This is a genomic window from Streptomyces sp. NPDC005303, from assembly GCF_040607335.1.
GTDB lineage: Bacteria > Actinomycetota > Actinomycetes > Streptomycetales > Streptomycetaceae > Streptomyces.
Window position 1 is genome coordinate 200,346 of record NZ_JBEXGM010000010.1, and the last position, 24,468, is coordinate 224,813.

Annotated in this window: 16 protein-coding genes; 7 read left to right on the top strand and 9 right to left on the bottom strand. The window is 72.0% G+C overall.

Features of this window, described 5'->3' with window-relative positions; translation table 11 throughout:
- Positions 1-91: 91 nt before the first annotated feature.
- Positions 92-1,063: a YafY family protein gene (locus tag ABZT93_RS17570; RefSeq protein ID WP_356105210.1), complete on the top strand. Its 972-nt coding sequence runs from the start codon at positions 92-94 to the stop codon at positions 1,061-1,063.
- Positions 1,064-1,079: 16 nt separating this feature from the next.
- Here ABZT93_RS17570 and ABZT93_RS17575 read toward each other — a convergent pair whose 3' ends face one another.
- The 6 genes from ABZT93_RS17575 to ABZT93_RS17600 all read right to left on the bottom strand — a co-directional run bounded on the left by ABZT93_RS17575 (position 1,080) and on the right by ABZT93_RS17600 (position 16,046).
- Positions 1,080-5,462: an amino acid adenylation domain-containing protein gene (locus ABZT93_RS17575; RefSeq protein ID WP_356105213.1), complete on the bottom strand. Its 4,383-nt coding sequence runs from the start codon at positions 5,460-5,462 to the stop codon at positions 1,080-1,082.
- 134 nt (positions 5,463-5,596) lie between these two features.
- The gene (locus ABZT93_RS17580; RefSeq protein WP_356105216.1) at positions 5,597-7,060 is read right to left on the bottom strand and encodes an MFS transporter; all 1,464 of its coding nucleotides are present in this window, start codon (positions 7,058-7,060) and stop codon (positions 5,597-5,599) included.
- A 77-nt stretch (positions 7,061-7,137) separates the two neighbouring features.
- The gene (locus ABZT93_RS17585) at positions 7,138-12,708 is read right to left on the bottom strand and encodes an amino acid adenylation domain-containing protein (RefSeq protein WP_356105219.1); all 5,571 of its coding nucleotides are present in this window, start codon (positions 12,706-12,708) and stop codon (positions 7,138-7,140) included.
- 60 nt (positions 12,709-12,768) lie between these two features.
- Positions 12,769-13,878: a winged helix DNA-binding domain-containing protein gene (locus ABZT93_RS17590; RefSeq protein ID WP_356105221.1), complete on the bottom strand. Its 1,110-nt coding sequence runs from the start codon at positions 13,876-13,878 to the stop codon at positions 12,769-12,771.
- 216 nt (positions 13,879-14,094) lie between these two features.
- The gene (locus ABZT93_RS17595) at positions 14,095-15,129 is read right to left on the bottom strand and encodes a beta-eliminating lyase-related protein (protein WP_356105228.1); all 1,035 of its coding nucleotides are present in this window, start codon (positions 15,127-15,129) and stop codon (positions 14,095-14,097) included.
- Positions 15,126-16,046 (bottom strand): LysR substrate-binding domain-containing protein, encoded by a 921-nt coding sequence (locus tag ABZT93_RS17600; protein ID WP_356105231.1) that lies wholly within the window; start codon positions 16,044-16,046, stop codon positions 15,126-15,128. The genes ABZT93_RS17595 and ABZT93_RS17600 overlap by 4 nt, the downstream gene beginning before the upstream one ends.
- A 1,259-nt stretch (positions 16,047-17,305) precedes the next feature.
- Between ABZT93_RS17600 and ABZT93_RS17605 the strand changes: the two genes are divergently transcribed.
- The 5 genes from ABZT93_RS17605 (at position 17,306) to ABZT93_RS17625 (ending at position 21,686) form a co-directional block, all read left to right on the top strand.
- The gene (locus ABZT93_RS17605; protein WP_356105234.1) at positions 17,306-17,701 is read left to right on the top strand and encodes a helix-turn-helix transcriptional regulator; all 396 of its coding nucleotides are present in this window, start codon (positions 17,306-17,308) and stop codon (positions 17,699-17,701) included.
- A gap of 317 nt (positions 17,702-18,018) precedes the next feature.
- Positions 18,019-18,834 carry a molybdate ABC transporter substrate-binding protein gene (gene modA, locus ABZT93_RS17610; RefSeq protein ID WP_356105237.1) on the top strand — a complete coding sequence of 272 codons (816 nt, stop codon included), beginning with the start codon at positions 18,019-18,021 and terminating at the stop codon, positions 18,832-18,834.
- Complete coding sequence (gene modB, locus ABZT93_RS17615; RefSeq protein ID WP_356105240.1) at positions 18,831-19,694, top strand: molybdate ABC transporter permease subunit; 864 nt, start codon at positions 18,831-18,833, stop codon at positions 19,692-19,694. The genes modA and modB overlap by 4 nt, the downstream gene beginning before the upstream one ends.
- A 455-nt stretch (positions 19,695-20,149) precedes the next feature.
- On the top strand, positions 20,150-21,169 hold the full coding sequence (locus tag ABZT93_RS17620) for an ABC transporter ATP-binding protein (protein ID WP_356105370.1): 1,020 nt from the start codon (positions 20,150-20,152) through the stop codon (positions 21,167-21,169).
- A 310-nt stretch (positions 21,170-21,479) separates the two neighbouring features.
- Positions 21,480-21,686 (top strand): hypothetical protein, encoded by a 207-nt coding sequence (locus ABZT93_RS17625; protein WP_356105243.1) that lies wholly within the window; start codon positions 21,480-21,482, stop codon positions 21,684-21,686.
- Positions 21,687-21,731: 45 nt separating this feature from the next.
- Here ABZT93_RS17625 and ABZT93_RS17630 read toward each other — a convergent pair whose 3' ends face one another.
- Positions 21,732-22,160 (bottom strand): DUF6299 family protein, encoded by a 429-nt coding sequence (locus ABZT93_RS17630; protein ID WP_356105245.1) that lies wholly within the window; start codon positions 22,158-22,160, stop codon positions 21,732-21,734.
- 243 nt (positions 22,161-22,403) lie between these two features.
- Here ABZT93_RS17630 and ABZT93_RS17635 point away from each other — a divergent pair, with 243 nt between their 5' ends.
- Entirely contained in the window at positions 22,404-22,598 is a 195-nt protein-coding gene (locus tag ABZT93_RS17635) for a DUF5999 family protein (RefSeq protein WP_356105248.1), read from the top strand.
- A gap of 200 nt (positions 22,599-22,798) precedes the next feature.
- On the opposite strand, the gene ABZT93_RS17640 is transcribed toward ABZT93_RS17635, so the two are convergent.
- Positions 22,799-23,197 (bottom strand): RidA family protein, encoded by a 399-nt coding sequence (locus ABZT93_RS17640; protein WP_356105250.1) that lies wholly within the window; start codon positions 23,195-23,197, stop codon positions 22,799-22,801.
- The gene (locus ABZT93_RS17645; RefSeq protein ID WP_356105253.1) at positions 23,194-24,321 is read right to left on the bottom strand and encodes an acyl-CoA dehydrogenase; all 1,128 of its coding nucleotides are present in this window, start codon (positions 24,319-24,321) and stop codon (positions 23,194-23,196) included. The genes ABZT93_RS17640 and ABZT93_RS17645 overlap by 4 nt, the downstream gene beginning before the upstream one ends.
- Positions 24,322-24,468 lie beyond the last annotated feature (147 nt).

Below are 24,468 nucleotides of genomic sequence, written 5' to 3' on the forward strand. Positions count from 1 at the left end.
TCTCCTTGCTTCGCCACATGCTCCGACCCTCCGACGGTAGACTCGTATCAGGACGAAATCGGTCCGGATACCCGTCGGGAGAAGAGGGGTTGTGCCGAAGGAGCGACCCACGGCGCGCGTCCTGGCGATGCTGGAGCTGCTGCAGGACCGGCCCGGAATCAGTGGCGCCGACCTCGCGCAGCGGCTCGGTGTGGGCGAGCGAACCGTCCGCCGTTACGCCGCCCACCTCGCCGATCTCGGCATCCCGGTCACCGCCGAGCGTGGACGCTACGGCGGCTACTGGCTGCCGCCCGCCTTCCGGCTGCCGCCCCTCGCGCTCACTGACGGGGAGGCGGCCGCGGTCGTCCTCGGGCTGCTGGCGGGCTCCCCGCACGGCCTGCCCGGCAGCGCCACCGAGAGCGCCCTCGCCAAGATCAACCGGGTGCTGCCCGAGTCCGTCGCGGACCAGGTCACCGCGCTGCGCGACACGTTCGCCCGTACCCGCCCCGACGGGCAGGCCACCGCGCCCGACTCCCGCATCGCTCTGGGTCTGGCCACCGCGGCACGCGATCGCCGCCGGGTCCGCATCACCTACCAGTCGTGGCACGGCGAGACATCGGCGCGTGACCTGGACCCGTACGGCCTGGTCCTGCACGGCGGCCGCTGGTACGTGACCGGGCTGGACTCGCTCCGCGCCGCGATCCGCGTGTTCCGTGTCGACCGCGTCCGCTCCCTGGAGCCCGCCGAGGATCCGCGCGCCGACCCGCCGCCTCCCGGGTACGACCCGGCCGCGCAGCTCACCGAGGCCCTCGGCGAAGTCGCCGGCCGGCACCGGGTCCGGGTGCTGCTGCACACCACCCTGGACCAGGTCACGCGCCGTGTGCCGCCGGCCGCGGCGACCCTTGTCCAGACCTCCGGGGGAGTACTGCTGGAGACGCGCGCCGAGCGGTTCGACACCATGGCCGGCTATCTGGCGGGGCTCGGCTGCCCCCTCACCGTCCAGGAGCCGGCGGAGCTCCGCGAGGCCCTTGCGGAGCTGTCCGACCGGCTCGCCTCCTGCGCGGCCCGCACCGGCGAACCATGATTCCCGGCGTGGGAGTTCAGTGTTTGACAGCCGTGATCATGGCATGCTCCATGGGCAGTCCCCCGACAGCACCGACCTGGTCGAAACCGGCCTTCCGCAGCATCCGCTCGTAGTCGGCGACCGGGTACGCCATCCCCTCGCCCGTGGCGATCACGTTCAGGAACAGGGAGAGCGAGGTGGCGATGACGCCACCCGCCTCGTCCGGCGCCGTGTTGCACGAGTAGATCAGCACTCGGCCGCCGGGACCGAGCGTGTCGTAGGCCTTGGCGAGCAGCGTCTCCACCCGCTGGGCGTCGAAGACATCGAGAACGCTGCTGAACAGGATCGCGTCCACGCCGGCCGGGAACGGGTCGATGAACATGTCTCCGGGCTGGAAGCGCACCCGGCCGTCCACCCCGGGCGGCAGTTCACGCGCGGCGAGCCGCGTCACCGACGGCAGATCGAACACCGTGACCTTGATCCCCGGGAAGTGCCCGGCTATGGCGGCCGCCTTGGCGCCGCTGCCCCCACCGACGTCGAGCAGGTGCCCGGTGCCCTCGAAGTCCGCGGTGTGCAGCAGGCCGTGCATCTCCTGGTGGGCGAAGGCGGCGATCGACTGGTGCAGGATCGCCTCGGTCTCCGGGTCGGCGCCGAGCCGTTCGTAGACCGAACCGCCCTCCCCCGCGTGCACCTTCAGCCCGTCGTTGGTGCCCGAGCGCAGCGCCTGCGTCGTGTGGGCCATACCGGCGTAGTCGGTGCGGTGGCGGGAGAGGAAGATGTTGCGCCAGCTCTCCGGGCCCCTCGGTGCGAGGAACCGCTCCGCGAGCGGCGCGTTGCTGTACCGGCCCTCCGTCCTGACCAGGAGGTCGATCGCGCATAGCGAGGCGAGCAGGACGCGCATCTTGTGCGGGGCGATGTCGGCCTGCTCCGCGAGTTCGTCGAGGGTGGCCCCCGGGTGCGCGGACAGGTGCCCGAACACGTCCAGCTCCAGGCCCGCCACGACGGCGTTGAACAGCGTGTGCCCGTGGGCGACGAGCAGGAACCGCTGGTACGCCTCGTCTTCGGAAGAGATCGCCATGGCGGTGTGTTCCTCCTGGTTCGGTTCGGTCTTGTCGAGTTCGTCCAGCAGCGCCGCCACTTCGTCGTCGCTCATCGCGTCGACCTGGCGTTCGAGTTCGTCGGTGACGTTCCCCTCGTCCACCAGCGCGGCCAGCGCTTCGACGGTCGGTGCGGCCAGGAAGGCGGCGAGGCCGACGGTGGCCCCCCTGCCGGTGGTCACCCGGTGCAGCATCTTGACCGCGAGCAGGGAGTGACCGCCGGCGCCGAAGAAGTCCTCGTGCACACCGACCCGTTCGCGCTCCAGCAGTTCGGCCCAGAGCTGCGCCAGCCACTCCTGCGTCGGGGTGGACGGCGGATCACCGGCGTCCTCGTCCTCGGCGAGAACGGTGTCCGCGAGGTCCAGCTCCGCCAGCGCGCGCCGGTCCACCTTGCCGCTGGAGTTGTGGGGGAACTCCGGCAGGGCGACGATCCGGGCCGGCACCATGTACGCGGGCAGCCAGGCACGCACCGCGTCCTTGAGTTCCGCCTCACCGGTCCGCGCGTCACCGGCGAGCCGCACGAACGCCACCAGCCGCAGGTCGCCGTCGCCGAACTCCCGGCCGAGAGCCACGGCCTCACGCACCCGGTCGTCACGCTCCAGCGCCTCGGCGACCTCGTCCGGCTCGATCCGGTGTCCGCGGATCTTGAGCTGGTGGTCCACGCGCCCGTGGCAGCTGAGCGATCCGTCGGCGTGACGCCGGAAGAGGTCGCCGGTGCGGTACAACCGCTCGCCGGTCACCGGATGCCGCACGAAGCGCTCGGCGGTCAGCTCCGGCTCATCGAGATATCCGCGGGCCAGTCCGGCGCCCCCGAGGAACAGTTCGCCCAGCACACCGGAGGGCACCGGTCGCAGGTCCTCGTCGAGGACGTGCGCGGTCGTGCCGGCGATCGGCGGGCCGATCAGCGGGGCGACGCCGTCCCATCGCCGGACCAGCGAGTAGACCGTGGTCTCCGCCGGGCCGTACAGGTTCCACAACGGACCGACGGCGGCGCGCAGCTCGCGGGCGAGTTCGACGGGCAGCGCCTCTCCCCCGGACAGCACGGAGCGCAGCCCGGACAGGTCGGCCCCGGCGTCGAGCAGCATCCGCCAGGTGGACGGCGTGCCGTGCTGCACGGTCACGCCCCGCAGCAGGGCCGCCAGCCGGTGCGCGTCCCGCGCGTCATCACGTCGGCACACGGTCACCGCCGCGCCGACGGCCGGGGGCAGGAACAGCTCGATCACCGAGCCGTCGAACGGCAGGCTGGCCAGCGCGAGGGTCACGTCGCCCGCGCGCATGACGTCGAGCTCGGCCATCGAGGCGAGGAAGTTCCCCAGGCTGCGGTGGGTGACCGCGACGCCCTTCGGACGCCCCGTCGAACCAGAGGTGTACATGACGTACGCCAGCCGGTCCGGATCCTCGGGCCCCGGGTCCCGGGTGAACGTACGGTGCGGCAGTGCGCGGACGTCCAGCGACGGAGGCGGTGACGGGAAGTCCGGCAGTGCGGCCCCCGCGGTCAGCAGCAGCCGCGCGCCGCTGTCGGTCAGCACGCGGGCGAGCCGCGCCGCCGGATACTCCAGCTCCAGCGGCAGGTACACGCCGCCGGCCTTCCAGACGCCGAGTACCGCCGGCAGCAGCTCGATCGAACGGCCCGTGCCGATGGCCACCACGGGTTCCGTGCCCGGGACACGCTCCCGGACCGCCGCGGCGACGGCGTCCGACGCCGCGTCCAGCTCGGCGAAGCTGAGGACGGCGCCGTCACAGCGCACGGCGGGCGCGTCGGGCCGCAGCGCGACCTGACGGGCGAACATCTCGCCGAACGTCGTCTCGTGTGCCGGCCTGCCCGGTACGGCGGCCGCCCGCAACGCCGCCAGGCGCGCGGCTTCGGACTCCAGCGGGTACCGGCCGATCGGCAGGTCGGGCTCGGCCGCGATGCCGGCCAGCAGGGCGGCGTACCGTTCGAGCAGCCGCTCGGCCGTCGCGGCCTCGTACAGGTCGCAGTTGTAGTCGAGCCGTCCGCCGAGGCCCTCGCCCGACTGCTCCACGGTCAGTTCGAGGTCCAGCCGCGCGGTGTTGTTGCAGAACGCCACCGGGCGCAGGCTCAGTTCGGGGGTGACGGCCACCTCCGCGTCCCCGAGCGGCAGGCTCCCCATGCTGAACAGCACCTGGTAGAGCGGATTCCGGGTGATGTCCCGCGCGCCGCCGAGCCGTTGGACGAGCGACCCGAACGGCAGGTCCTGGTCGGCCAGGACGGCCACGAGGGAGTCCTGGACCCGGTCGACGAGTTCGCCGAACCGCGGTCCGTCGGCTGAGTCGATCCGCATCGGCAACGTGTTGGCGAACGGGCCGATCAGCGCCTCGGTGCCCGGCCGAACGCGCCCGGACACCACGACCCCGGTCACCGCGTCGTCCAGCCCGCTGTACCGGGCGACGAGCACGTGCAGGGCCGCGAGCATGACCGGGAACAGCGTGACCCCGCGCTTCCTGGCCAGCTCACGCAGGTCCGTGGCGACGGCCCCGGGCAGCTGGAACGGAACGCTGCGCCCGTTGAAGGTCTGTACCGCGGGTCGGGCACGGTCCGTGGGGACGAACGCCGCCCCGGCTCCGGTCAGCCTGGCCCGGTAGGCCTCGATGCGGTCGTCGGCCTCGTCGAGGCGGCGCTGCTGCCAGGCGGCGAAGTCCGCGAAACGCGTGTTCAGCGGCGGGAGTTCGGGAGCCGTACCGGCCAGCCTGGCCCGGTAGGCCACGCTCAGCTCCTCGATGAGAACTCCGACAGACCAGCCGTCGGCGGCGATGTGGTGCACGATCCACAGCAGCAGGTGGTCCTGCGGCGCGAGCGGAATCAGCTCGCTGCGGACCACAGGGCCTTGCTCCAGGTCGAACCGGAGGCGGGCGCGCTCCTCGGCGTAGGCGAACGCCGCCCGCTCCCGCTCGGCCTCCGTCGCGTCCGGCACCGGCAGGGGCACGACGGACAGTTCGGGCGGCGGCCCGGGGACGGCCATCGCGGTTCCGTCCTCGAACCGGAAACGGCAGGAGAGCACCGGGTGCCGCTCGGTGACGTCCGCCAGGGCCAGCCGCAGCGCGGGAACCGACAGCGGACCGGTCAGCCGGAGGGCGAAGGGCACCACGTACGGGGCACCGTCACCCGTCCAGAGCCGGTCGAGAAAGAGCTGGTGGGCCTGGCCCGGCCCGGCGGGTGCGGCGGTCGGCTCGGGGGCCGGCCCGGCGGGTCCGGCGGACTCGGCCGATCGCGCGGCGGGCTCGGCGGCCGCCCCCGCGCGGCCGAGGAACGCGGCACGTTCCTCGGCCGTCATCCCGGCGAGCCGTTGGAGCGCGTGTCGCATGGGGAACTCCTCTCGTCGGGTTCCCCGGCCTCCGGCCGGGGAGGGGAAAGGCGCGTGACCGGGCGCGCCGGGCCCCGCCCGGGCCGTTCGGAACGCGCTCCCGGCCGGTGCCGGCCTGATGCGGAGGACGGGCCCTAGGCGGCGAGCGGCACGGTCGCCTCGTCGGCGGCCGCGGGCTTGATCGTGCGGTGGGTGATCAGGTAGCAGACGACCGCGCCCACCACGAGCACCGCACCGGCGATCACGAAGGAGAGGGACCGGCCCTCCTCCGCCGCCTTCGCGGCGCCGGTGCCCGAGACGCGCAGCGCGTGTGCGTGGCTCAGCCCGATGGTCATGATCACCGAGAGGCCCAGCGACTGGCTGATCTGCTGAAGCGACGTCAGCACACCGGAACCGAGGCCCGCGTTCTGCGGGGAGACGTCGTCGAGCGCGGAGAGCTGGAGTGCGGGTGCCGCGAGGCCGGAACCGAACGCGGCGAGCGCCATCCCCGGCAGCAGGCCGGTGACGAAGCCGCTGTCCCCGTCTAGCAGGCTGAAGAGGAAGATCCCGACCCCGATGACGAAGAGCCCCACCGAGAGCAGCAGACGCGATCCGAGCACCGGCATCAGCCGGGTGGAGAGCACCAGCCCGGGAGCGAACAGGACGGTGTACGGCAGCCAGGCCAGGCCGCTCTCCAGCGGCGAGTAGTGCGAGGTCTGCTGCATGAACAGCACCACGAGGAAGAACATCACCGAGGTGGAGACCGCCATGAACACCTGCCCCGCGTACCCGGTCAGCCGGATACGGCTGGTGAAGAACCCCAGCGGAATGAGCGGATTCGCGCTGCGCAGTTGCAGGAGGGTGAACACGCCGAGAGCGACGATGCCGCCGACCAGGGAAACGAGCACCGAGGCCGAGCTCCAGGGGTGGGTGATGCCGTTGAGCAGGCCGTGCACGACGGCGATCATGCCGCCGGTGAGCAGTACGGCGCCGAGCCAGGTCGTCCGCCCGCCGGCCGTCGCCGTCTCCTTGGTCTCCGGCACCAGCTTGAGGGTCATCACCAGCGAGATCACGCACGGCGGGACCCCGATGTAGAAGATCCAGTGCCAGCTCGCCAGGTCGGTGAGGATCCCGGACAGCAGTACGCCCGAGGCGGCGCCGAGGCCTGCCAGCCCTCCCCAGATACCCAGCGCCTTGGTCCTCTCCCGCTCGTCGGTGAAGAGCAGCGCCACCATGGACAGGGCGGTGGGAGCCGCGAGTGCTTCACCGATGCCCTGCGCGAACCGGCTCCCGATGAGCATGGCCGACGAGGTGGACAGCGCGGCCGTGAGCGAGGACACGGCCAGCAGCGCTGCGCCGGCGGTGAACACGCGGCGGCGTCCCACGAGGTCGCCGAGCCGGCCGCCGAGCAGCAGTAGACCGCCCGCGGCGATGAGGTAGGCGTTGACCACCCAGGTCAACTGGGACTGGCTCAAGTCCAGGTCGCGCTGGATCGACGGCAGCGCCACGTTCACGTTCGTCGCGTCCAAGAAGATGATGAACTGGACGAGAGCCAGCCCGATCAGAGCCTTCCAGCGAAGAGGATTCGGCGCTGGTACGGCCTCGGTGTCGCCAGCCATCTGTGCTCCTGGTTCGTCGTGCGCGGTCATGGGTCGTGGAACGCGCGGTACGGTACGAACGATCAGTTATGAGCCGGTTACGCAGGCCGGTTTCGCAGATGAGCGGTCAGTGCCCGCAGTGTCGCCGATTCGTAGACGTCACGGACAGCTGCCCGCGCGAGGCCCCGGGCGCGCAGCTCCGCGACGAACCTGCTGATGGTCACCGAGTCGGCGCCCCTGTCGAAGAGGTTGTCGTCGCCGCGGACTCGCAGCCCGGTGAGCTGCTCCCAGATCCCGGTCAGCAGGTCCTCGGACGCTTCCGGGACGCCGGACGCCGGGTCGGAGCCGGGCCGCGGCAGCCGTGCCCGGTCCAGCTTGCCGTTCGCCGTCAGCGGGAACGCGTCGAGCACGGTGATCGTGGCCGGGACCATGTACGGAGGCAGCAGCGCGCGCACCCGCTGACGTGTCGCCAGCGGGTCCACCCCGGCGGGCGTCACATAGGCGTCGAGACGCGGTGCGACCGGTGTACCGCCGACCACCACCGCCGCGGAGGTGACGCCGTCCGCGGCGAGCAGCGCGGCCCGCACCTCCCCGAGCTCGATGCGGTAGCCGCGGAGCTTGACCTGCTCGTCCAGCCGGCCGAGGCACTCGATCGTCCCGTCGGGCAGCATCCGGCCACGGTCCCCGCTCCGGTACACCCGGGTGCCGTCCGGATCCGTGACGAACCGTTCGGCGGTCAGGTCGTCCAGGCCGAGATAGCCGAGGGCCACCCCCGCTCCGCCCACGTGGATCTCCCCGGGCACACCCAGCGGAAGGAGCCGGCCGGCCCGGTCGCGGACCGACAGCGACTCCCCCGGCAGCGGCACCCCCACCGAGCGGGACGCCGTCTCGGCGATCCGCGGCGTCACCGTCGTCCAGGTGCTGTGCACCGTGGTCTCGGTGATGCCGTAGAGGTTGACCAGCCGGCACCGTTCCGGCGCGTACCGCCGGAACCAGGGCAGCAGCATCCGGGTGTCGAGCGGCTCCCCGCCGAAGGTGACCAGGCGGAGCGCCAGCCGGCGCGACGCGTCCTGGTCGGCGTCGATCAGCATGCCGAAGGCGGTGGGCGTCTGGTTCAGGACCGTCACCCCCTCCTCGGCGAGCAGCCGGTGCAGTTCGTCCGGGGCGCGGGTCACCGGCTGCGGCACCACGACGAGCCGGCCTCCCGTGGTCAGCGCGCCCCAGATCTCCCACACGGACATGTCGAACGCGACCGAGTGGAAGAGCGCCCAGACGTCGGAGGCGGCGAAGGCGAACTCGGTGCCGGTTCCGGCGATCAGCGCGGTGACGCTGCGGTGGGCGACGGCGACGGGCTTCGGCGCGCCGGTCGAGCCCGAGGTGCAGATGACATAGGCCGCGTCGCCCACGTCACCGCTGCGGGCCGGCGGTGTCGAAGGCCGACGTGCGGCGAGGGCGCCGAGCGACGCGGGCGACACGGTCCGGCAGGCGCCGGGTGGGAAGCCGGCCGACGCGGTCACCACGAGCCGGGGGGCGGCGGCCGCGACGATCCTGGCCAGCCGCTCCGTCGGGTGATCCGGCTCCATGGGCAGGTACGCCGCTCCGGCGCGCAGCACGCCGAGCAGTACCACCACCAGCTCCCAGCCCCGGGCCATGCAGACGCCGACTCGGTCGCCGTCCTCGACGCCGAGCTCGCGCAGCGCCCGGGCGACCCGGTTCGCGGCCTTGTCCAGGTTGTCGTACGTCAGTCTGCTGTTCCGGTCGGTGATCGCGGTGGCGTCCGGTGTCTCGGCGGCGCGGGCGGCGACGAGCTCGTCGATCCTCCGGTGCTCGGTGGGCGGTACGAGCCCGGTGCCCAGCCGCCGGACGCGTGATCTGCCGGCCTCGTCCAGCAGCTCGATCCGGTCCAGGCGGCCGTCCCCGGCAGCCAGTTGTCCGGCGACGTGAGCGACGGCGCTCGCGAACCGCTCCGCGGCTCCCTGGCCGATCCGATCGCCACTGACGGCCGCGGTGAGGCTGTGGCCCACTGTCAGTGTGAGCGGGAACTCGGTCTCCGCCTGCTCGTGGAACCGGATCTCGACGACCGGAGTGCCCTCGCCGAGCAACCTCGCCAGGAGGGGACCCCGGCGCGGCCATGTTCCCTTCAGCGCGTCCTCCGCGACGGCGAGCAGATCGGCGACCGGGGTCGCCTCGTCGGTCGGGAAGGCGACCAGAGCCGGGCGCTCGGCCTCCGCGCTCTCCCGCACCGCCAGAACGGTGACGGCCGAGCCGTGATACCTGCCCAGGACGACCGAGGCGGCCGCGAGCACACAGTGGCGTGGAAGGGCACGCAGTTCGTGCGTGCTTTGAGAGGCCGGTTCGGCGAGCTCCGGGAGCCCCCAGTCGGGGCTCGGGCTCGTCGCGGTGAGCAGCGCGTCGATCCGTTCCCCGACGCCGTCGGCCAGCCATGCGACCAGCTCCAGGACCGGGCCTGAGTCGTCCGCCAGGTACATGTGGCCGCCGGCGGTTTCGAGGGAACGCAACGGCAGGGTCGTCGCCTCCTGCCAGCGTGCCGCGTCGGCGGTGCTCACCAGAGTGTCGGCCTCGCCACGGAGCACGGTGACCGGCACGTCGAGAGGGGTGAGCGAGGTCCGTCGGTAGTCCTCATACATCTCCTGGTCGGCGCGGAGCACGGGAAGCAGCAGTGCGGCCATTTCCGGGTCGGCCAGCGCCGGGTGACGGTAACCGGCCAGTTCCTCCAGCCGTGTCAGGAACTCCCGGTCCGGCAGCCCGGTGGTCCGCCGGGGCCGGGGCACGGTGGGACCGGGCGTGCCGCTGATGATCAGGTGCCGGAGCCGTACGCCGTGTTCCAGGAGCAGCTCCGCCAGCTCGAAGGCGATGGTGCCCCCCAGGCAGTGGCCGAACAGCACGGCCTCGTCCCGGCCGTCCAGGGCCGCGAGCACCCGGGGCAGCAGGTCGGCGGCCGCCGCGGCCACCGTGCGGTGCGGCGGCTCGCCGAACCGCTTGTCGTGCCCGGCCAGATCGGGCGCGATGATCTCGAAGTCCCCGCCGGTCTGCCAGGGCCGGAAGAACGACGCGCCGGCGCCGGTGTGCGGAAGGCAGACGACCGGCAGCCGGGACGCCGTTACGGCGGGGGACGCCGCGCTGATGACCCGGGCCAGCTCAGCGGCGTGATCCCGGGCGAAGTAGTGACCGCCGCCCTCGACGAGTTCGAGCCGCACGGTGTCGGCGAACACCGACCAGCCGCGGTAGCCGCGCTCCGGATCCGGGGTGACCGGATCGGCGGTCCCGAGCACGCAGTACAGCGGGGCGCGCAGGCGTGGTTCCGGGGTTCTGTGCGCCGCGGCCTGGAACCTCGTCGCACCGGCCATGTCGTGCCGTACCGCGGCGAGCACCTGATGGCGATCGGCCTCGTCGAGGGCGCCGTCGAAGCCGCCGATGGCCTTGATGTAGGTGTAGAACTCCTCGCCCGAACTGTCGTTGACGCGGGCCAGGTTCGCCTCGGCTTCCGGGTCGGTCAGGCTGGCACCGACATGCACGGCTCGCAGGTCGACTTCTCGTGCCTCCAGCTCGCGTGCCACCGCCACCGCGAGGGACGCGCCCGCGCAGTGCCCGTACACCACCAGAGCGCCGGTCACGCGCTCCTGGATCTCGTCGGCCAGTCGCGAGACGGCCGCGCCGAACTCCAGAAAATCACGGTCGTCACCCTCGTGGCCGGGCAGACCCGCCGCCCACAGCCGGAACCGCGGGGGCAACGCGTCCGCGAGCGGCTGGTAGGCGATCGCGGCCCCGCCGGCGTAGGGGATCGCGATGACGGTGAGGTCGGCCTCGGAGTCGTCGCTCGTGAGCGGCCACAGCAGCTGGTCGGTCGGCGGCGGCGTCCCCTCGGCCAGATAGGCCGCGAGCGCGTCGGCGGTCCGGTGGCGGAACAGTTCGGCGAGAGGTACGTCACCCCCGAGCAGCCGGCGTACTTTGAGCATGGCGAAGGAGTTGCCGCCCAGGTCGAAGAAGTCGCTGTGCGCATGGACGTCCTCCGCATCCAACACCTCCCGCCAGACCTGGCGGACCCGCTCCAGCGTCTCCGACGTCGGCGGATCCTCCGGCGTCGCCTCGTCGACGGCCTCGGGCTCGGGAACACCGGCCGGAGCAGCGGCGGCGGCATCGCGGGGAAGGGGAGTTGAAGCCGGAGCGGCGGCCGATACGGCCGTGCTCACCCGTGCCGGGGGGCGCGGCGGTTCGGGCAGCAGCAGGTCCTCGATGCCCAGATCAGGGCTTTCCGCCACCGCCTCGGCCACCCGCGCGTAGAACGCGGCGAGCCGGTCGGCGGTCGCCGGGTCGAACAGATCCCGCGCGTAGACGAGGTCCAGCACCAGCGCTCCCCGGTCGGCGCGCACCATGAAGTTGAGGTCGAACTTGGCGGCCGTCAGCTCCGGGACGAGTCCCTCCGCGGTCAGTCCGTCGTACGCCGGCAGCCGTTGGTAAGCCGTGGACTCGCCGTCCCTCTCCTCGAACTGGACGTGTACCCGGATCAACGGTGTCCGGGTGCCCGACCGTTCCGTCCGCAGGGCGTCGACGAGCAGTCCGAACGGCAGCGCGCTGCCCGCGTAGTCGGTGATCAGCCCCTGGCGGGTGCGCGCGAGCAACTGCCGGAACGTCGGGTTTCCCGAGAGGTCGGCGCGGACCGGGAACACGTTGGTGAACAGCCCGATCAGGTGGCGCAGTTCGGGCTGCTCACGCTGGGCCGCGGTGGAGCCGAACAGCAGGTCCCGCTGCCCGGTGTAGCGGGCGAGCACCACGCCGAGCAACGCGGCGACGGTCATGAACCGGGACGCTCCCGCGCCCCGGGCGATCTGGTCGAGCCGGTCCACGGTGGGCCGGGGAACCGTGGACCGGCACAGCTCGCCCTCGGCCGCTCGCGCGGGATCGGCGGGGCGGTCGGTCGGCAGCGTCATCGACGCGCCGTCCAGCCGGGTACGCCAGTAGCCGACCAGTCGCCCCCGCTCCACCGCGTCGAGCCGGTCCCGTTGCCAGGCCGCGAAGTCCGCGTACTGGACGGGGAGCGGGGGGAGCCCCGAAGGGACGCCGCGCAGAGCCGAGTTGTAGGTGTCCGCCAGTTCGGCGTGCAGGAGCGGAACCGACCAGCCGTCGCAGGCGATGTGATGCACGGCGAGCACAAGCAGGTGCTCCCGCGGTCCGAGGCGGAGCAGCTCCGCGCGCAGGAGGGGACCGGCTGCGAGGTCGAACCGGGCCGCCTGCGCCTCGGCGAGGCGGCGGGAGATCTCGGCGGCGGTCGTGCCGGTCAGGTCGCGGACCGGCAGCGGCACCCGAGTGGCAGCACCGATGACCTGGTACAACTCGCCGTCTCGCTCGGTGAACGTGGTGCGCAGCGCCTCGTGCCGCCCGACCACGCGGCTCAGTGCCGCGCCCAGCGCGCCGGTGTCGAGGGAGCCTCGCAACGCCACGGGCAGCGGCACCGTGTACGCCGACGCGCCCTGTTCCAGCTCGGCGGCCATCCACAGGCCGGCCTGTGCGTACGAGGCGGGGACGAGCGGCCCGGCCAGGTGCCGACGCCGGATACCGGGCCGGGCCGACCGCCGCTCCGCGAGAGCCCTCAGCAGCCGAGCCCGTTCCGGTGATCGCGCGGATGACCCCGGGGAAGGGATAGTCGCCACCTGTTCTCCTTGGACTCGGCATATCTCCCGAGACCGTAGAAGGGGGCGGTTAGCCCGGGGTTACGCGGCCAGGAAGCGGGAGATGTCGCGGATCTCGGCGTCGAAGGCCTGCGCGTCGGGTGCCGCCGGGCCCGGGGTCTCCTCTGCGCCGGCGTCGTCCGGAGCGCCGTCGAACAGGTCCAGGGCGACGGCGCGCGTCCGGTCACGGCGCCATACTCCGCGGACCAGTCCGTCCACCACCGCGGTTGCGCTGATCTGACCGCCGCCCGGCCAGACCCTGCGGTCGTGTTCCGGCCGGACGGACAACCGGCGGTCGGTGAATCCCACCAGGTAGTTGTCGTAGGCCGGCAGCAACCGGACATCGCCGGTCGGCTCCAGACCGGACGGCGCACCGGCCGGCAGCACGTACCCGTCCTGCCCGTCGACGCGGCACGGTTCGGTCAGACCGGCAGCGAGCAGCTCCTTCCACGCCGAGCGGACGGCGGGCAGCCCGAGCCCCGACCAGGTGGCGAAGTCGGCCACCGTCGCCGGTCCGTGCGCCGTAAGGTATCTCCGCAGCAGCTCTTCGACCGCGTCCACGCCGGAGAGTCCGGCCGCGTCGGGCAGCCAGTCCTTGGCGAGCACATAGGTGGCGGAGCCGTCTTCCCTGACCGGACCGAAACAGGCGGTACCGAGCAGAGCGGACCGGCGGACGAGATGGAACGGGATCTGCCCGGAGGCGTGGAGGCCCGCCTCGGTCATCCGCGCCGCGAGCTCGTCCCGGGTGAGGGGGCCGTCGGCCAGGGCATCGGTGATCACTCGCTCCCCCAGGGCCAGCTCGGCCGGGCCGAGACCCAGCTCGCGGTACCGGCGTTCGCTGCGGCGCAACAGTTGCGGAGCGAGCAGTTCACGGAGCCAGCCCGCGTCACGGGCCGGGACGAGGTACAGCGTGCCCCGCATGAACCAGCCTCGCACCACGGTTCGCGCAGCGCCGAGCGCCAGGTGCACGTCCGCCTCGGTCAGCCCGGAGCCGCGCGCCCTGAGCCCGAGCGCCGCCGCCCTCAAATCCTGTGCCTGCACTGCCAGGCACCCCTCCAGAACGTCGGGCACCGACGTCGCGCGCCGCTCGCCCCCCACGCCCTGCGACCATGCGCGAAGCAGTCTTGCCTCAGACGGATCGAGCTCCCGCACGTTCCTCCCCCTGCCTCAGGCTGCTGCCGGTTCCCGAACTGTAGTTGGTCGCCGTCGCGCACGCGCGTTGTCACGATATGTGCGCCGGCAGCCCTCGTGGTCGGCCTCTCCACTCCCGCGCACGCGACCGGTGACGGCAGGTCAACCGCAGCATCGACGGTCACATTTCGAGATCCATTGGACGGAGAACAAGAGCCGACCGCCGGTGCTCTCTCCTTATGTCAGGCAGGCCTTGACCTCCGCGACAAGGTCGCTCACGTCCGCGCGGCCAGTGGCGTGCGAGGTCATGAGACGGGCCTCCCCGGTTGGCAAGAGGTGGAACGCCCAGCGCTCGCGCAAGGAGTCCGCCGCGGCGCGTGGCAGCTCGACGAAGACCGCGTTGGACTGCACCCGCTGGGTCAGACGCAGCCCCGGCAGCGGCTCCAGCTCCGCCGCGAGGCGGCCGGTCATGCCGTTCGCGTGCCGCGCGTTGTCCAGCCAGAGCCCTCCGTCGACCAGTGCGGTGACCTGGGCGGCGAGAAACCGCATCTTGGACGCCAGCTGCCCCTGCTGCCTGCGCAGGTAGGGCGCACGCTCGGCAGTGCCGGGTGTCATGAGGAGCAGCGCGTCGACGCCGAGTGCCCCGTTCTTGGTGAAGCCGAAGCTCAACGCGTCGGCGAAGCAGGCGATGTCGGCCACTTCGCAGTTCAGATGGGCCACGGCGTTGGCGAGCCGTGCCCCGTCCATGTAGATGCGCAGTCCTCTGCGGTCGCAGAATTCCCGTAGCTCCGCCAGTTCCGCCAGGCTGTAGCACGTGCCCAGCTCGGTGGCCTGCGTGAGCGCCACGGTGGACGGACGCGGGGTACGTACGTCCGTGCACCGCTCCAGCAGGGCTTCGATCGCCGTCGGGGTGAGCTTGCCGTCCGGTGCCGGGACCGGCAGGAGCTTCCTGCCCAGCATCGCCTCGACCGCACCGCACTCGTCCATGGCGAGATGGGAGTGCTCGGCACAGATGATCGCGTCCCCCGGGCCGAGCAGGACCGAGAGGCCGAGCACATTGGCGGCCGTGGCGTTGAAGACCAGCAGGGGGACCGCCGCCGGCCCGGCCAGGTCGCGAAGGCCCGCCTCGGCCGCAGCCGTCCAGCGGTCACCGCCGTAGGCGGGAGCCGGACCATGGGCGGCCGCCTGGAGTGCGGCGAGCACAGCGGGGTGGGCCTCCGCGTGGTTGTCGCTCGCGAAGTCCTCACGAGGGAATACGGACGATCCCTTCATCGTGCGACGAGCTCCAGGGGTTCACTGATGGACGCGGAGCCGGTCTCGGCGAACGGGTAGCCGTCCAGCGCTCGGCGGAAGGCCTTCTTCACGATCGCGTGCACACCTGAGGTCGTCGCTCCCGCGGGAAGCGCCATCATCATCGGGATGGGGCCCGGCGGGGAGGGGAGCCCGAGCTTCGCGGCCCGCGGCAGCCCCCACAAATCGTCGCCGTTGGCGACGAGGCAGGCCAGCCCCAGCCCGGCTTTGACCGCTGCGCGCAACCCGACGAATTCAGCTCCCTCGTACGAGATGCGCCAGGAGATGCCGGATGCGTCAAGGGCGTCGACCAGCCGGCCACGCAGGATGCAGGGCTCGGTGAACAGCGCCAGGGGCAGTCCGGCCTCCGTGCCGTGGACCGGCCTCCCGAACCACGCCATCCGGATACGACCGAGTTCTTCCTCTCCGGCGACCGCCTCCGGGGTTGGCCACCGGAACAACAGGGCTAAGTCAAGCTGGCCCGAGGTGACTTGACTGGAAAGCGCCGGGCTGGGCCCGGTTCGCACGCTTACCTGGGCCCCAGGCAGGCTTGCCGACAGCAGCCGCAGGAACTCCGGGAGCGCTTCGGCAAGTTGGTCCACCACGCCGATCGAAATTCTGGTCCGGTTGGTCCTCGGCATCAGGCGGTCGACGACCTCGTCGTTGAGGGCCACGACGCGGCGCGCGTAGCCGAGCAGCTCCTCGCCCCGCACGCTGAGCTGCAGGTTGTGCCCGGTGGACGTGAAGACAGGTCCCTGGATGAAGCTCTCCAGCTGACGGATCTGTTGGCTGACAGCAGACTGGGTGATGTGCAGGATGGCGGCAGCCCTCCGGAATCCACCGCATTCCACCACGGCCACCAGAGTTCGCAACCGAGTAACTTGCAGATCGTGGTACATTTCCCCCCGCTCATGATCACGACACGTTGACATCGCCGCTGCCCGCAGGCGGCGACGTCGGCACACAATTCCTTGAAGGACACCGCCTTCACAGTCGTTCGTGACGAATGAACACGACTTCCGGTGCTGGTCAGCCAGGACGGACCAGTGCACCTCTTCGGTAAAGCCCCACACGCACTGTCCGGGACCCGGCGCGGCCCCACGTTGCCATCAACGCTTATCCGGACGGCACTTGCGTGGTTTTACCCGGCAATTTCGGCACACTTATCGACGACACCCCATCGCGCACCATTTCTTTTGTCATTTCACCAAACACCTATCACCCTTGAGTGATCCGGAGGCGCCGGCTGTGGCGCAGGCTGCACCGGGCAGCACTGCATGAGCCGGGCGTCAGAGGTGAGCTGGGCCGGACGTCCGCGATCGTCGATGCCGCGTCGGTGCCGGGGAAAGAGGGGCTCGCCGATCGGGCCGAATCCGGTCGGTCGCGGCGAGAAGGGCAGCAGCACACCGCACATGCCGTCCGAGGCTCAGGGCCTGCCACCGGCAGTCGCGGTGTCCGGCGCGAACCTGCATGACGGCAAGGCTCTCGAGCCGTTGGTCCTCGGCGTACCCGCCATTCGCTCCCGGCGCGGACCGCGACGGAGACCGCCTACAGCCCTGACCTGCTACAAGAAGCCGGCAAACCTCACCACGTGAAACATCCCCTGAGCGTGGCATTCACCACTCCTCCCCCTTCGCCCCTCGGGAGCGACCCCGGACAAGGGTTACGCATACCGGGATGAACGTCAACGATATTCGAACACTTTGAGCAAGCATTACTGAGCTCGACCAGCGCGGGTCTTCGAATGTACTGGGGGCGCGGCGTCCGCCAACGCCTGTGCCGGTCAAGGTGCGTGATTGCCTGTCAGGTGGGGTGCGGGCGTCAAGGACGACGGTGCGGGCGGCAGTCCGGCGCATGTGATGACCGCTGACCCGGACGCGCGGGCCTGCCCACAAGTCACGCCGGCACTGCACCGAACTGGACGGTGCGCGAGACTCGTTCTGTGAACTGGGCCTTTCCTGGCCCATCGTCCAACGCTGCTTCGAGGCGTCCGCGGCAAGCCGGTCTGGAAACAGAACCCGGACACCGGCTCGAATCGGGCGTCCGCGATCACCTCCCACGGACTCGACCGAGACCGAGACCCGCGCCGGTACCGTTCACATCCCGGAGACGCGGGTCGCCTGCGCCGCATGACGTCGGGACGCCTATCTTGGCGCTCATGCAGTCCTACACGATCGGCCAGGCCGCACGGTTGCTCGGCGTCAGCCCCGACACCGCGCGGCGGTGGGCGGACGCCGGGCGGGTCCCCACGCACCGGGACGAGGGCGGGCGGCGCCTCATCGACGGCAAGGATCTGGCCGCCTTCTCCGTGGAGCTGGCCCAGGGCGAGGGCGGTGAGGAGGACGTCTCCCACACCTCCGTCCGCAACGCCTTCCCCGGCATCGTCACCGCCGTGAAACTCGGCGACGTCGCGGCCCAGGTGGAGATCCAGGCGGGCCCGCACCGGTTGGTGTCGCTGCTGACGCGGGAGGCCGTGGAGGAACTCGGACTGGAGGTCGGGGTGGAGGCCACCGCCCGGGTGAAGTCCACGAACGTGCACATCGACCGCACCTGAGCGGGGCCTCCGGCCTTCACTTGGTGAGCCTTCGCCTGGGCGTCCAGCAGCCTTGCCGCGCGTGTGGGTTCGTCGTCGTCCGCCATGGGCGCGAACGTAGGCCCCCGGCTCGGCTCCGGCAGCGCAATTACCCTGCGCCGCTCCGGCTCACGGCTCGCATTCCGTACGAACGCACATGCCAGCTCGCTAGGTCAGCTTTGCAGCTCATGCGATGCTACAGGGGACTTTTGCCTGGCATCTGCGTCAGTATGATCGACGTACGTGGCCCTGCCGAGGCCAGAGCCGGGACCATGTGGACCAGAGGGAGCGGACCTGTGATGACCCCTACCGCGCGCCGGCATCGCCGCGCTTTGCGGACGGCCGGTGCGGGTGCCGCAGCGCTGCTGGTCCTGAGCGCCTGCTCGTCGTCGGACTCGGACTCGCCGTCCTCGGGGTCGGCATCCGCCTCGGGTGAGCTCTCCGGAACGGTGACCGTGTTCGCCGCCGCCTCCCTCAAAGAGAGCTTCACGACACTGGGCAAGCAGTTCGAGCAGGCCCACCCCGGGACGAAGGTCACCTTCAGCTTCGGCGGCAGCGACTCGCTGGCCGCGAGCATCACCGGCGGGGCCCCGGCGGACGTGTTCGCCTCGGCCAGCCCCAAGACGATGAAGATCGTCACCGACGCGGGGGACGCCTCCGGTACGCCCGTCACCTTCGCGCGCAACCAGCTGGAGATCGCCACCCTGCCCGGCAACCCGGACAAGGTCGGGTCGCTGAAGGACCTCACGAACAAAGACCTGAAGGTCGTGCTGTGCGCGGCGGAGGTGCCCTGCGGTGCCGCCGCGCAGAAGGCCCTCGCCGCGAGCAGGCTGAAGCTCACCCCGGTCTCCTACGAGCAGGATGTCAAGGCCGCGCTGACCAAGGTCGAGCTGAAGGAGGCCGACGCGGCCGTCGTCTACAAGACCGATGTGCACGCGGCGGGTGACAAGGTGGGGGGCGTGGAGTTCCCCGAGTCCGCCGACGCCGTCAACGACTACCCGATCACCGTGCTCAAGGGCACGCAGCACACGGCCGCCGCGAAGGCGTTCATCGCGCTCGTGCGGTCCGCCGAGGGCCAGAAGGTCCTGACCGGGGCAGGGTTCTTGAAGCCGTGAGTCCGACCGGCAAGGCCGCTGCCGCGTCCGAGACCCTCCGGGGCGGGCCGCGGCGCCGCCGTGTCCGGACGCCCGGCGGTGGCCGCGGTGTGCCCCTGCCGCTGCTCGTGCCCGCGCTGATCGGTGTGGCGTTCCTGACCGTGCCGCTGGTCGCCCTGCTCGTACGGGCGCCCTGGCGCGGCATGCCCGAGCAGCTGACCGGCGCTGCGGTCTGGCAGGCGCTCCAGCTGTCCCTGGTCTGCGCCACGGCCGCGACCGCGGTGAGCCTGGTGCTCGGGGTCCCCCTGGCCTGGCTGCTGGCCCGTGTCGAGTTCCCCGGCCGAGGCCTGGTCCGCGCCCTGGTGACGCTGCCGCTGGTCCTCCCGCCGGTCGTCGGCGGTGTCGCGCTGCTCATGGCACTGGGGCGCAACGGGGTCGTGGGGAAGTGGCTGGACGCCTGGTTCGGGATCACGCTGCCCTTCACCACCGCCGGGGTCGTGGTCGCCGAGGCCTTCGTCGCGATGCCCTTCCTCGTCATCAGCGTGGAGGGCACGCTGCGGGCCGCCGACCCGCGGTACGAGGAGGCGGCGACGACTTTGGGCGCCTCGCGCTTCACCGCGTTCCGGCGGGTCACGCTGCCGCTGATCGCGCCGGGGGTCGCGGCGGGCGCCGTACTGGCCTGGGCGCGGGCGCTGGGCGAGTTCGGCGCGACGATCACCTTCGCCGGCAACTTCCCCGGCCGCACGCAGACCATGCCGTTGGCGGTCTATCTCGCCCTCCAGAGCGACCCGGAGGCCGCCATCGCCCTCAGCCTGGTCCTGTTGGCCGTGTCGGTAGCGGTGCTGGCGGGCCTGCGCGACCGTTGGATGGCGACGGGATGACTGGCGAGGGCGGTGGCGGAAAGGCCGGGGACGGAAGGGCCGAGGACAGGACGGCCATGGGCGGAACGGTCGGTGGCGGGTCGAGCGGCGACGCTGACCAGGCCACGCGCGACCCCGTTGACACCGAGACAAGCGAAGCCGCGGACAACCGAACGCCCCGGACCGAACCCGATCCGGCGACCGCGACCGACCTCGACGGCGACCACGCGACGCACGACCATGCGACCCGCGCTCCCGTTGCGGGCCGGACGGCCCCGACGACCGACGCACCGACGACGAACCCCGGCAGTCGTGCGGACGGCACCGGGGAAGGTCGGACGGTCCGGGCCGTCGGCGTCGGCGCCGACACGAACGGGACGAGTGACCGCGCGGTGACCAGGCAGACCCCGCTCACCGCCTCCGACACCACCCCAGCCACCGCCTCCGACGCCGTCCCGGACGGCCTCGACGCCCGCCTGGTGGTGGACCGCGGTGCCTTCCGCCTCGACGTGTCCCTGTCCGTCGCCCCCGGCGAGGTTGTCGCCCTGCTGGGCCCGAACGGCGCCGGAAAGACCACCGCCCTGCGCGCCCTCGCCGGTCTCACCCCGCTCACGGACGGCCATCTACGGCTGGACGGCGCCGAGTTGGAGCGTACGGCGCCGGAGTCCCGTCCCGTCGGCGTCGTCTTCCAGGACTATCTGCTCTTCCCGCACCTCACCGCCCTCGACAACGTCGCGTTCGGCCCGCGCTGCCGGGGCGCGTCCAAGGCGGAGGCGCGTGCGCAGGCCGCCGAGTGGCTGGACCGGATGGGTCTCGCGGCCCACACGGGCACCAAGCCCCGCAAGTTGTCGGGCGGTCAGGCCCAACGCGTCGCCCTGGCACGCGCGTTGGCGACCCACCCCCGGCTCCTGCTCCTCGACGAACCGCTGGCCGCCCTCGACGCCCGCACCCGCCTGGAGGTACGCGCCCAACTCCGGCGCCACCTGGCCGAGTTCGAGGCCGTCGCCGTACTCGTCACGCACGACCCACTGGACGCCATGGTCCTCGCCGACCGCCTCGTGGTCGTAGAACACGGCGAGGTCGTCCAGGAGGGCGCCCCCGCCCACATCGCACGGCATCCGCGCACCGACTACATCGCCCAGCTGGTCGGACTGAACCTCTACCGGGGCGAGGCCGACGGCCACACGGTCCGCCTCGCATCCGGGCCCACGCTCACGACCACGGACGATCTGACGGGGCCCGTGTTCGTGGCTTTCCCCCCGAGCGCCGTGACCCTCCACCGCGAACCCCCCGCCGGGTCCAGTGCCCGTAACCACTGGCGTTGCGAGGTGGCCGGCCTGGAGACCCACGGCGACCAGATCCGCGCCGACCTCACGGGCGAGCTCCCTCTCGCGGCAGACCTCACGACGGTGGCCGCGGCCGAACTGGACCTGCATCCGGGTGCGGAGGTCTGGGCGGCGATGAAGGCGGCGCAGACGCACGCGTATCCCGTCTGAGGCAGGGGCCTCCGGGCCGGGCCGACGCCTCACAGGTCCTGGGAGGACTCTCCGAATTCACCCGTATGGCCGTCAGGACAGGCTGCGCGGGCCGCCCGTTCCTAGCGTGAAGGCATACGGGGTGCACCCGTCCAGCCCCTCACCCGGCCGCAGGATCGCCAAATTGCCAAATCGCCGGACTCAGGACCGCGGGACCGCCGGACCTCAGGACCGCAGGAGCGGCGGACCGCCGGATCGCCTGACCACGGGAGGAGGAGACCATGACCCTGGCCACCCTCGAACACATCTCCGAAGCGAAGGCGGGCGTCCGGTGACGGCCGCGGACCCCACACCCGCACTGCGGTGCGCGAGCCGGCACTCCGGCCCACGGGACGGGGAGGAGTGCGGGGCTCGCGCCCGCTTCGAGATCGCCTGCCACGCCAGGCCACCGCTGATCGTCTGCCCCCAACACCTGGGCCCCGCTCTGCTGTTGGCCGACGGCGTGCTGTGGCCTCCGGAGATCACACTCGTGCGATGACCGCCCGGTGGTGAGGGGGCCCACAGGCGCGCGCGTGGCCTGCGCTCAGCCCTTCGTCAGCGTGATGTCCCGCTGCTCGGCCGCGTGGAAGCGGGGCAGCGGCAGGCCCGCCTCGAGGCTGAGTTCCATGAGGGTGGCCTCGACGTGGGCCGCACCCGGTTCAAGGGTCTCCATGGAGGGCTTGCCCGTGTTCTCCCAGCTGTGCTCCACGCCGTCGCACACCGCGCGGGTCCCGCCGATGGCGTGCCGGACCACCGAGGAGAGCCCGCTCACGGAGGAGCTCACGAACACCGGGCCGGATGCGCCGGTGCAGCGGTAGGTGCCGGACAGAGTCACGGTGCCGTCTTCGGCGACACGACCGGTGGGGTCGACGGTGACGGTCTCGTTCGGGGCGGCGCTCGCGGGCGGCGCGGCGGCGGCGATCAGGAACAGCACGGCACCGGCTGCGGCGGCGAGAGCGGGGCGAACAGGCATGGGGGTACCTTCCCGGATGAGTGGAACGCTGGCCTCCACTGCTACCGGGAACACGCCCTGACAGCCGTGATCGTCACTCCTTCGGTGGCGAGTCCGCACCGAGCGTCGTGGAACCGTCCGAGAGTTGTCCGCGTGTTGTCACGCTTCACGTCGGGCCGTTCCGATGAGTTCGCGACGGGAGCATGGTCTACCCATACGGATACGGGCCCCATAGGGACGGTCCAACAAATATGGAGGTGCGCCATGTGTTCTCACCGGTCTTCGTGCGCTTCGTCCGACAGCGCCACCCCGCACATCGTGGCCGCCCACCCCGAGCAGGGCTGGAACCTGCTGTGCAACGGCGCGATCGTCTTCGACGACACGGGCGAGCTGCTGCCGGACGGCCGCATCGTCGCGCCGCACCGGGTGCCGACCGGACAGCTGGCCGTCGCCGCCTGACCCCCTCGCCGCGACGCGCTCACACGACGCGCGGTGGCGGAGCGCGGTAGCCGCGCCGCACCGGCCCCTGGACGATGGTGTCGACCGGGCGGCGAGCGTTGGCGGTGGCCGGACCGCAGCCGCCTGCCGAGACCCTGTGCGGCAGCTTCAACCCCAGGGCTCGCGTCCGCCGGTGGACGGCGCACGACCGCCCCGCCCCGCTAGGGCAGCACCGCGAAGCCGTCGAGTTCCACCGCGGCCTGGTCGTCCCACAGCCGTACGACCTCGACGACGGCCATCGCGGGATAGTCACGGCCCGCCAACTCCCGCCAGATTCGGCCGAGTTCGCGGGCGTGGGTGCGGTAGGCGGCGATGTCGGTGGCGTAGACGGTGACACGGGCGAGGTCGGACGGGGTACCGCCGGCCGCCGCGAGGGCGGTGAGGAGGTTGGTGAGAGCCTTCTCGAACTGCTCCGGCAGGGAGTCGCCCACCACCTTGCCGTCGGCGTCCAGGGCCGTCTGCCCCGCCAGGAAGACGACCCGTGAGCCGGTGGCGACGACCGCGTGCGAGAACCCGGTGGGCGGGGACAGTTCGGGCGGGTTGATGCGCTCGGCGCTCACGAGACCTCCAGTTCGGCGTACAACTCCTTGGCGATGATGCCCCGTTGGACCTCGCTGGCCCCTTCGTAGATACGCGGGGCGCGCACCTCCCGGTACAGGTGCTCCAGCAGGTGCCCGCGTCGCAGGGCGCGCGCGCCGTGGAGTTGGACCGCGGTGTCGACGACGTACTGCGCGGTCTCGGTGGCGAGCAGTTTCGCCATCGCCGCGCGCTTGGGCACGTCCGGGGCGCCTTCGTCGTACGCCGTCGCCGCCGCGTACACCATGAGGCGGGCCGCGTCCGTGCGCAGGGCCATCTCGGCGACCGCGTGGGCCACACTCTGCAGGTCCCGCAGCTTGCCGCCGAAGGCGTCCCGTCGGGAGGTGTGGGCGAGGGTGGCGTCCAGCGCCGCCTGCGCCATGCCGAGCGCGAAGGCGCCGACGCTGGGCCGGAAGAGGTTGAGGGTGCCCATGGCGACCCGGAAGCCTCGGTCGACCTCGCCGAGAACGTCGTCGGCGCTCACCGGTACGGCGTCGAGGGCGAGGGCGCCGATGGGGTGCGGGGAGAGCATGTCGAGGGCGGTGCCGGTGAGTCCGGGGCGGTCGGCGGGCACAAGGAACGCGGTCACTCCGCGGGCTCCGGCGCCGGGGGTGGTCCGGGCGAAGACGGTGTAGAAGTCGGCCTCGGGGGCGTTGGAGATCCAGCACTTCTCCCCGGTGAGCCGCCAGCGGGAGGGGCCGTCGGGCTCGGCGGACAGGGACAGGGCCGCCGCGTCCGAGCCCGCCCCCGGCTCACTCAGCGCGAACGCGGCCACCGCGCTGCCCTCGCCGACAGCCGGCAGCCAGCGCTCCCGCTGGGCCGGGGTGCCATAGGCGTGCACGGAGTGGGCGCCGAGGCCCTGGAGGGCGAGGGCCGTCTCGGCCTCCGTGCAGGCGTACGCGAGGGACTCCCGCATCAGGCAGAGGTCCAGGGCGCCGGAGGTGAACAGCCGCTCCAGCAGGCCCAGTCGGCCGAGCTCGGCGACCATCGGACGGTTCACACGGCCCGGCTCGCCCTTCTCCGCGAGCGGGCGCAGCCGTTCCGCGGCGAGGGTGCGCAGCTGAGCACATCGGGCGGTCTGTGACGGTTCGAGCGAGAATGCGGGCATTGCCGGTCCCCTCTCGTCCTCAGGACCCTACGACAGTATCGCGCGCCGTTGACTGTCGTCACCAACACGATACGCTCCTTGTGCGAGCCCACCATCGACGCCCACAAGGCGGCCCACGCGGCCCACAAGGCAAGGGGGCGACCCGCC

What these genes read in the sequence shown, in the direction of transcription:
- ABZT93_RS17575 (WP_356105213.1), bottom strand. Translation starts at nt 5,462, where the DNA reads ATGCGACACGCGCTCCAACGGCTCGCCGGGATGACGGCCGAGGAACGT.
- ABZT93_RS17580 (WP_356105216.1), bottom strand. Translation starts at nt 7,060, where the DNA reads ATGGCTGGCGACACCGAGGCCGTACCAGCGCCGAATCCTCTTCGCTGG.
- ABZT93_RS17595 (WP_356105228.1), bottom strand. Translation starts at nt 15,129, where the DNA reads ATGAAGGGATCGTCCGTATTCCCTCGTGAGGACTTCGCGAGCGACAAC.
- ABZT93_RS17600 (WP_356105231.1), bottom strand. Translation starts at nt 16,046, where the DNA reads ATGTACCACGATCTGCAAGTTACTCGGTTGCGAACTCTGGTGGCCGTG.
- ABZT93_RS17605 (WP_356105234.1), top strand. Translation starts at nt 17,306, where the DNA reads ATGCAGTCCTACACGATCGGCCAGGCCGCACGGTTGCTCGGCGTCAGC.
- modA (WP_356105237.1), top strand. Translation starts at nt 18,019, where the DNA reads ATGACCCCTACCGCGCGCCGGCATCGCCGCGCTTTGCGGACGGCCGGT.
- ABZT93_RS17630 (WP_356105245.1), bottom strand. Translation starts at nt 22,160, where the DNA reads ATGCCTGTTCGCCCCGCTCTCGCCGCCGCAGCCGGTGCCGTGCTGTTC.
- ABZT93_RS17635 (WP_356105248.1), top strand. Translation starts at nt 22,404, where the DNA reads ATGTGTTCTCACCGGTCTTCGTGCGCTTCGTCCGACAGCGCCACCCCG.
- ABZT93_RS17645 (WP_356105253.1), bottom strand. Translation starts at nt 24,321, where the DNA reads ATGCCCGCATTCTCGCTCGAACCGTCACAGACCGCCCGATGTGCTCAG.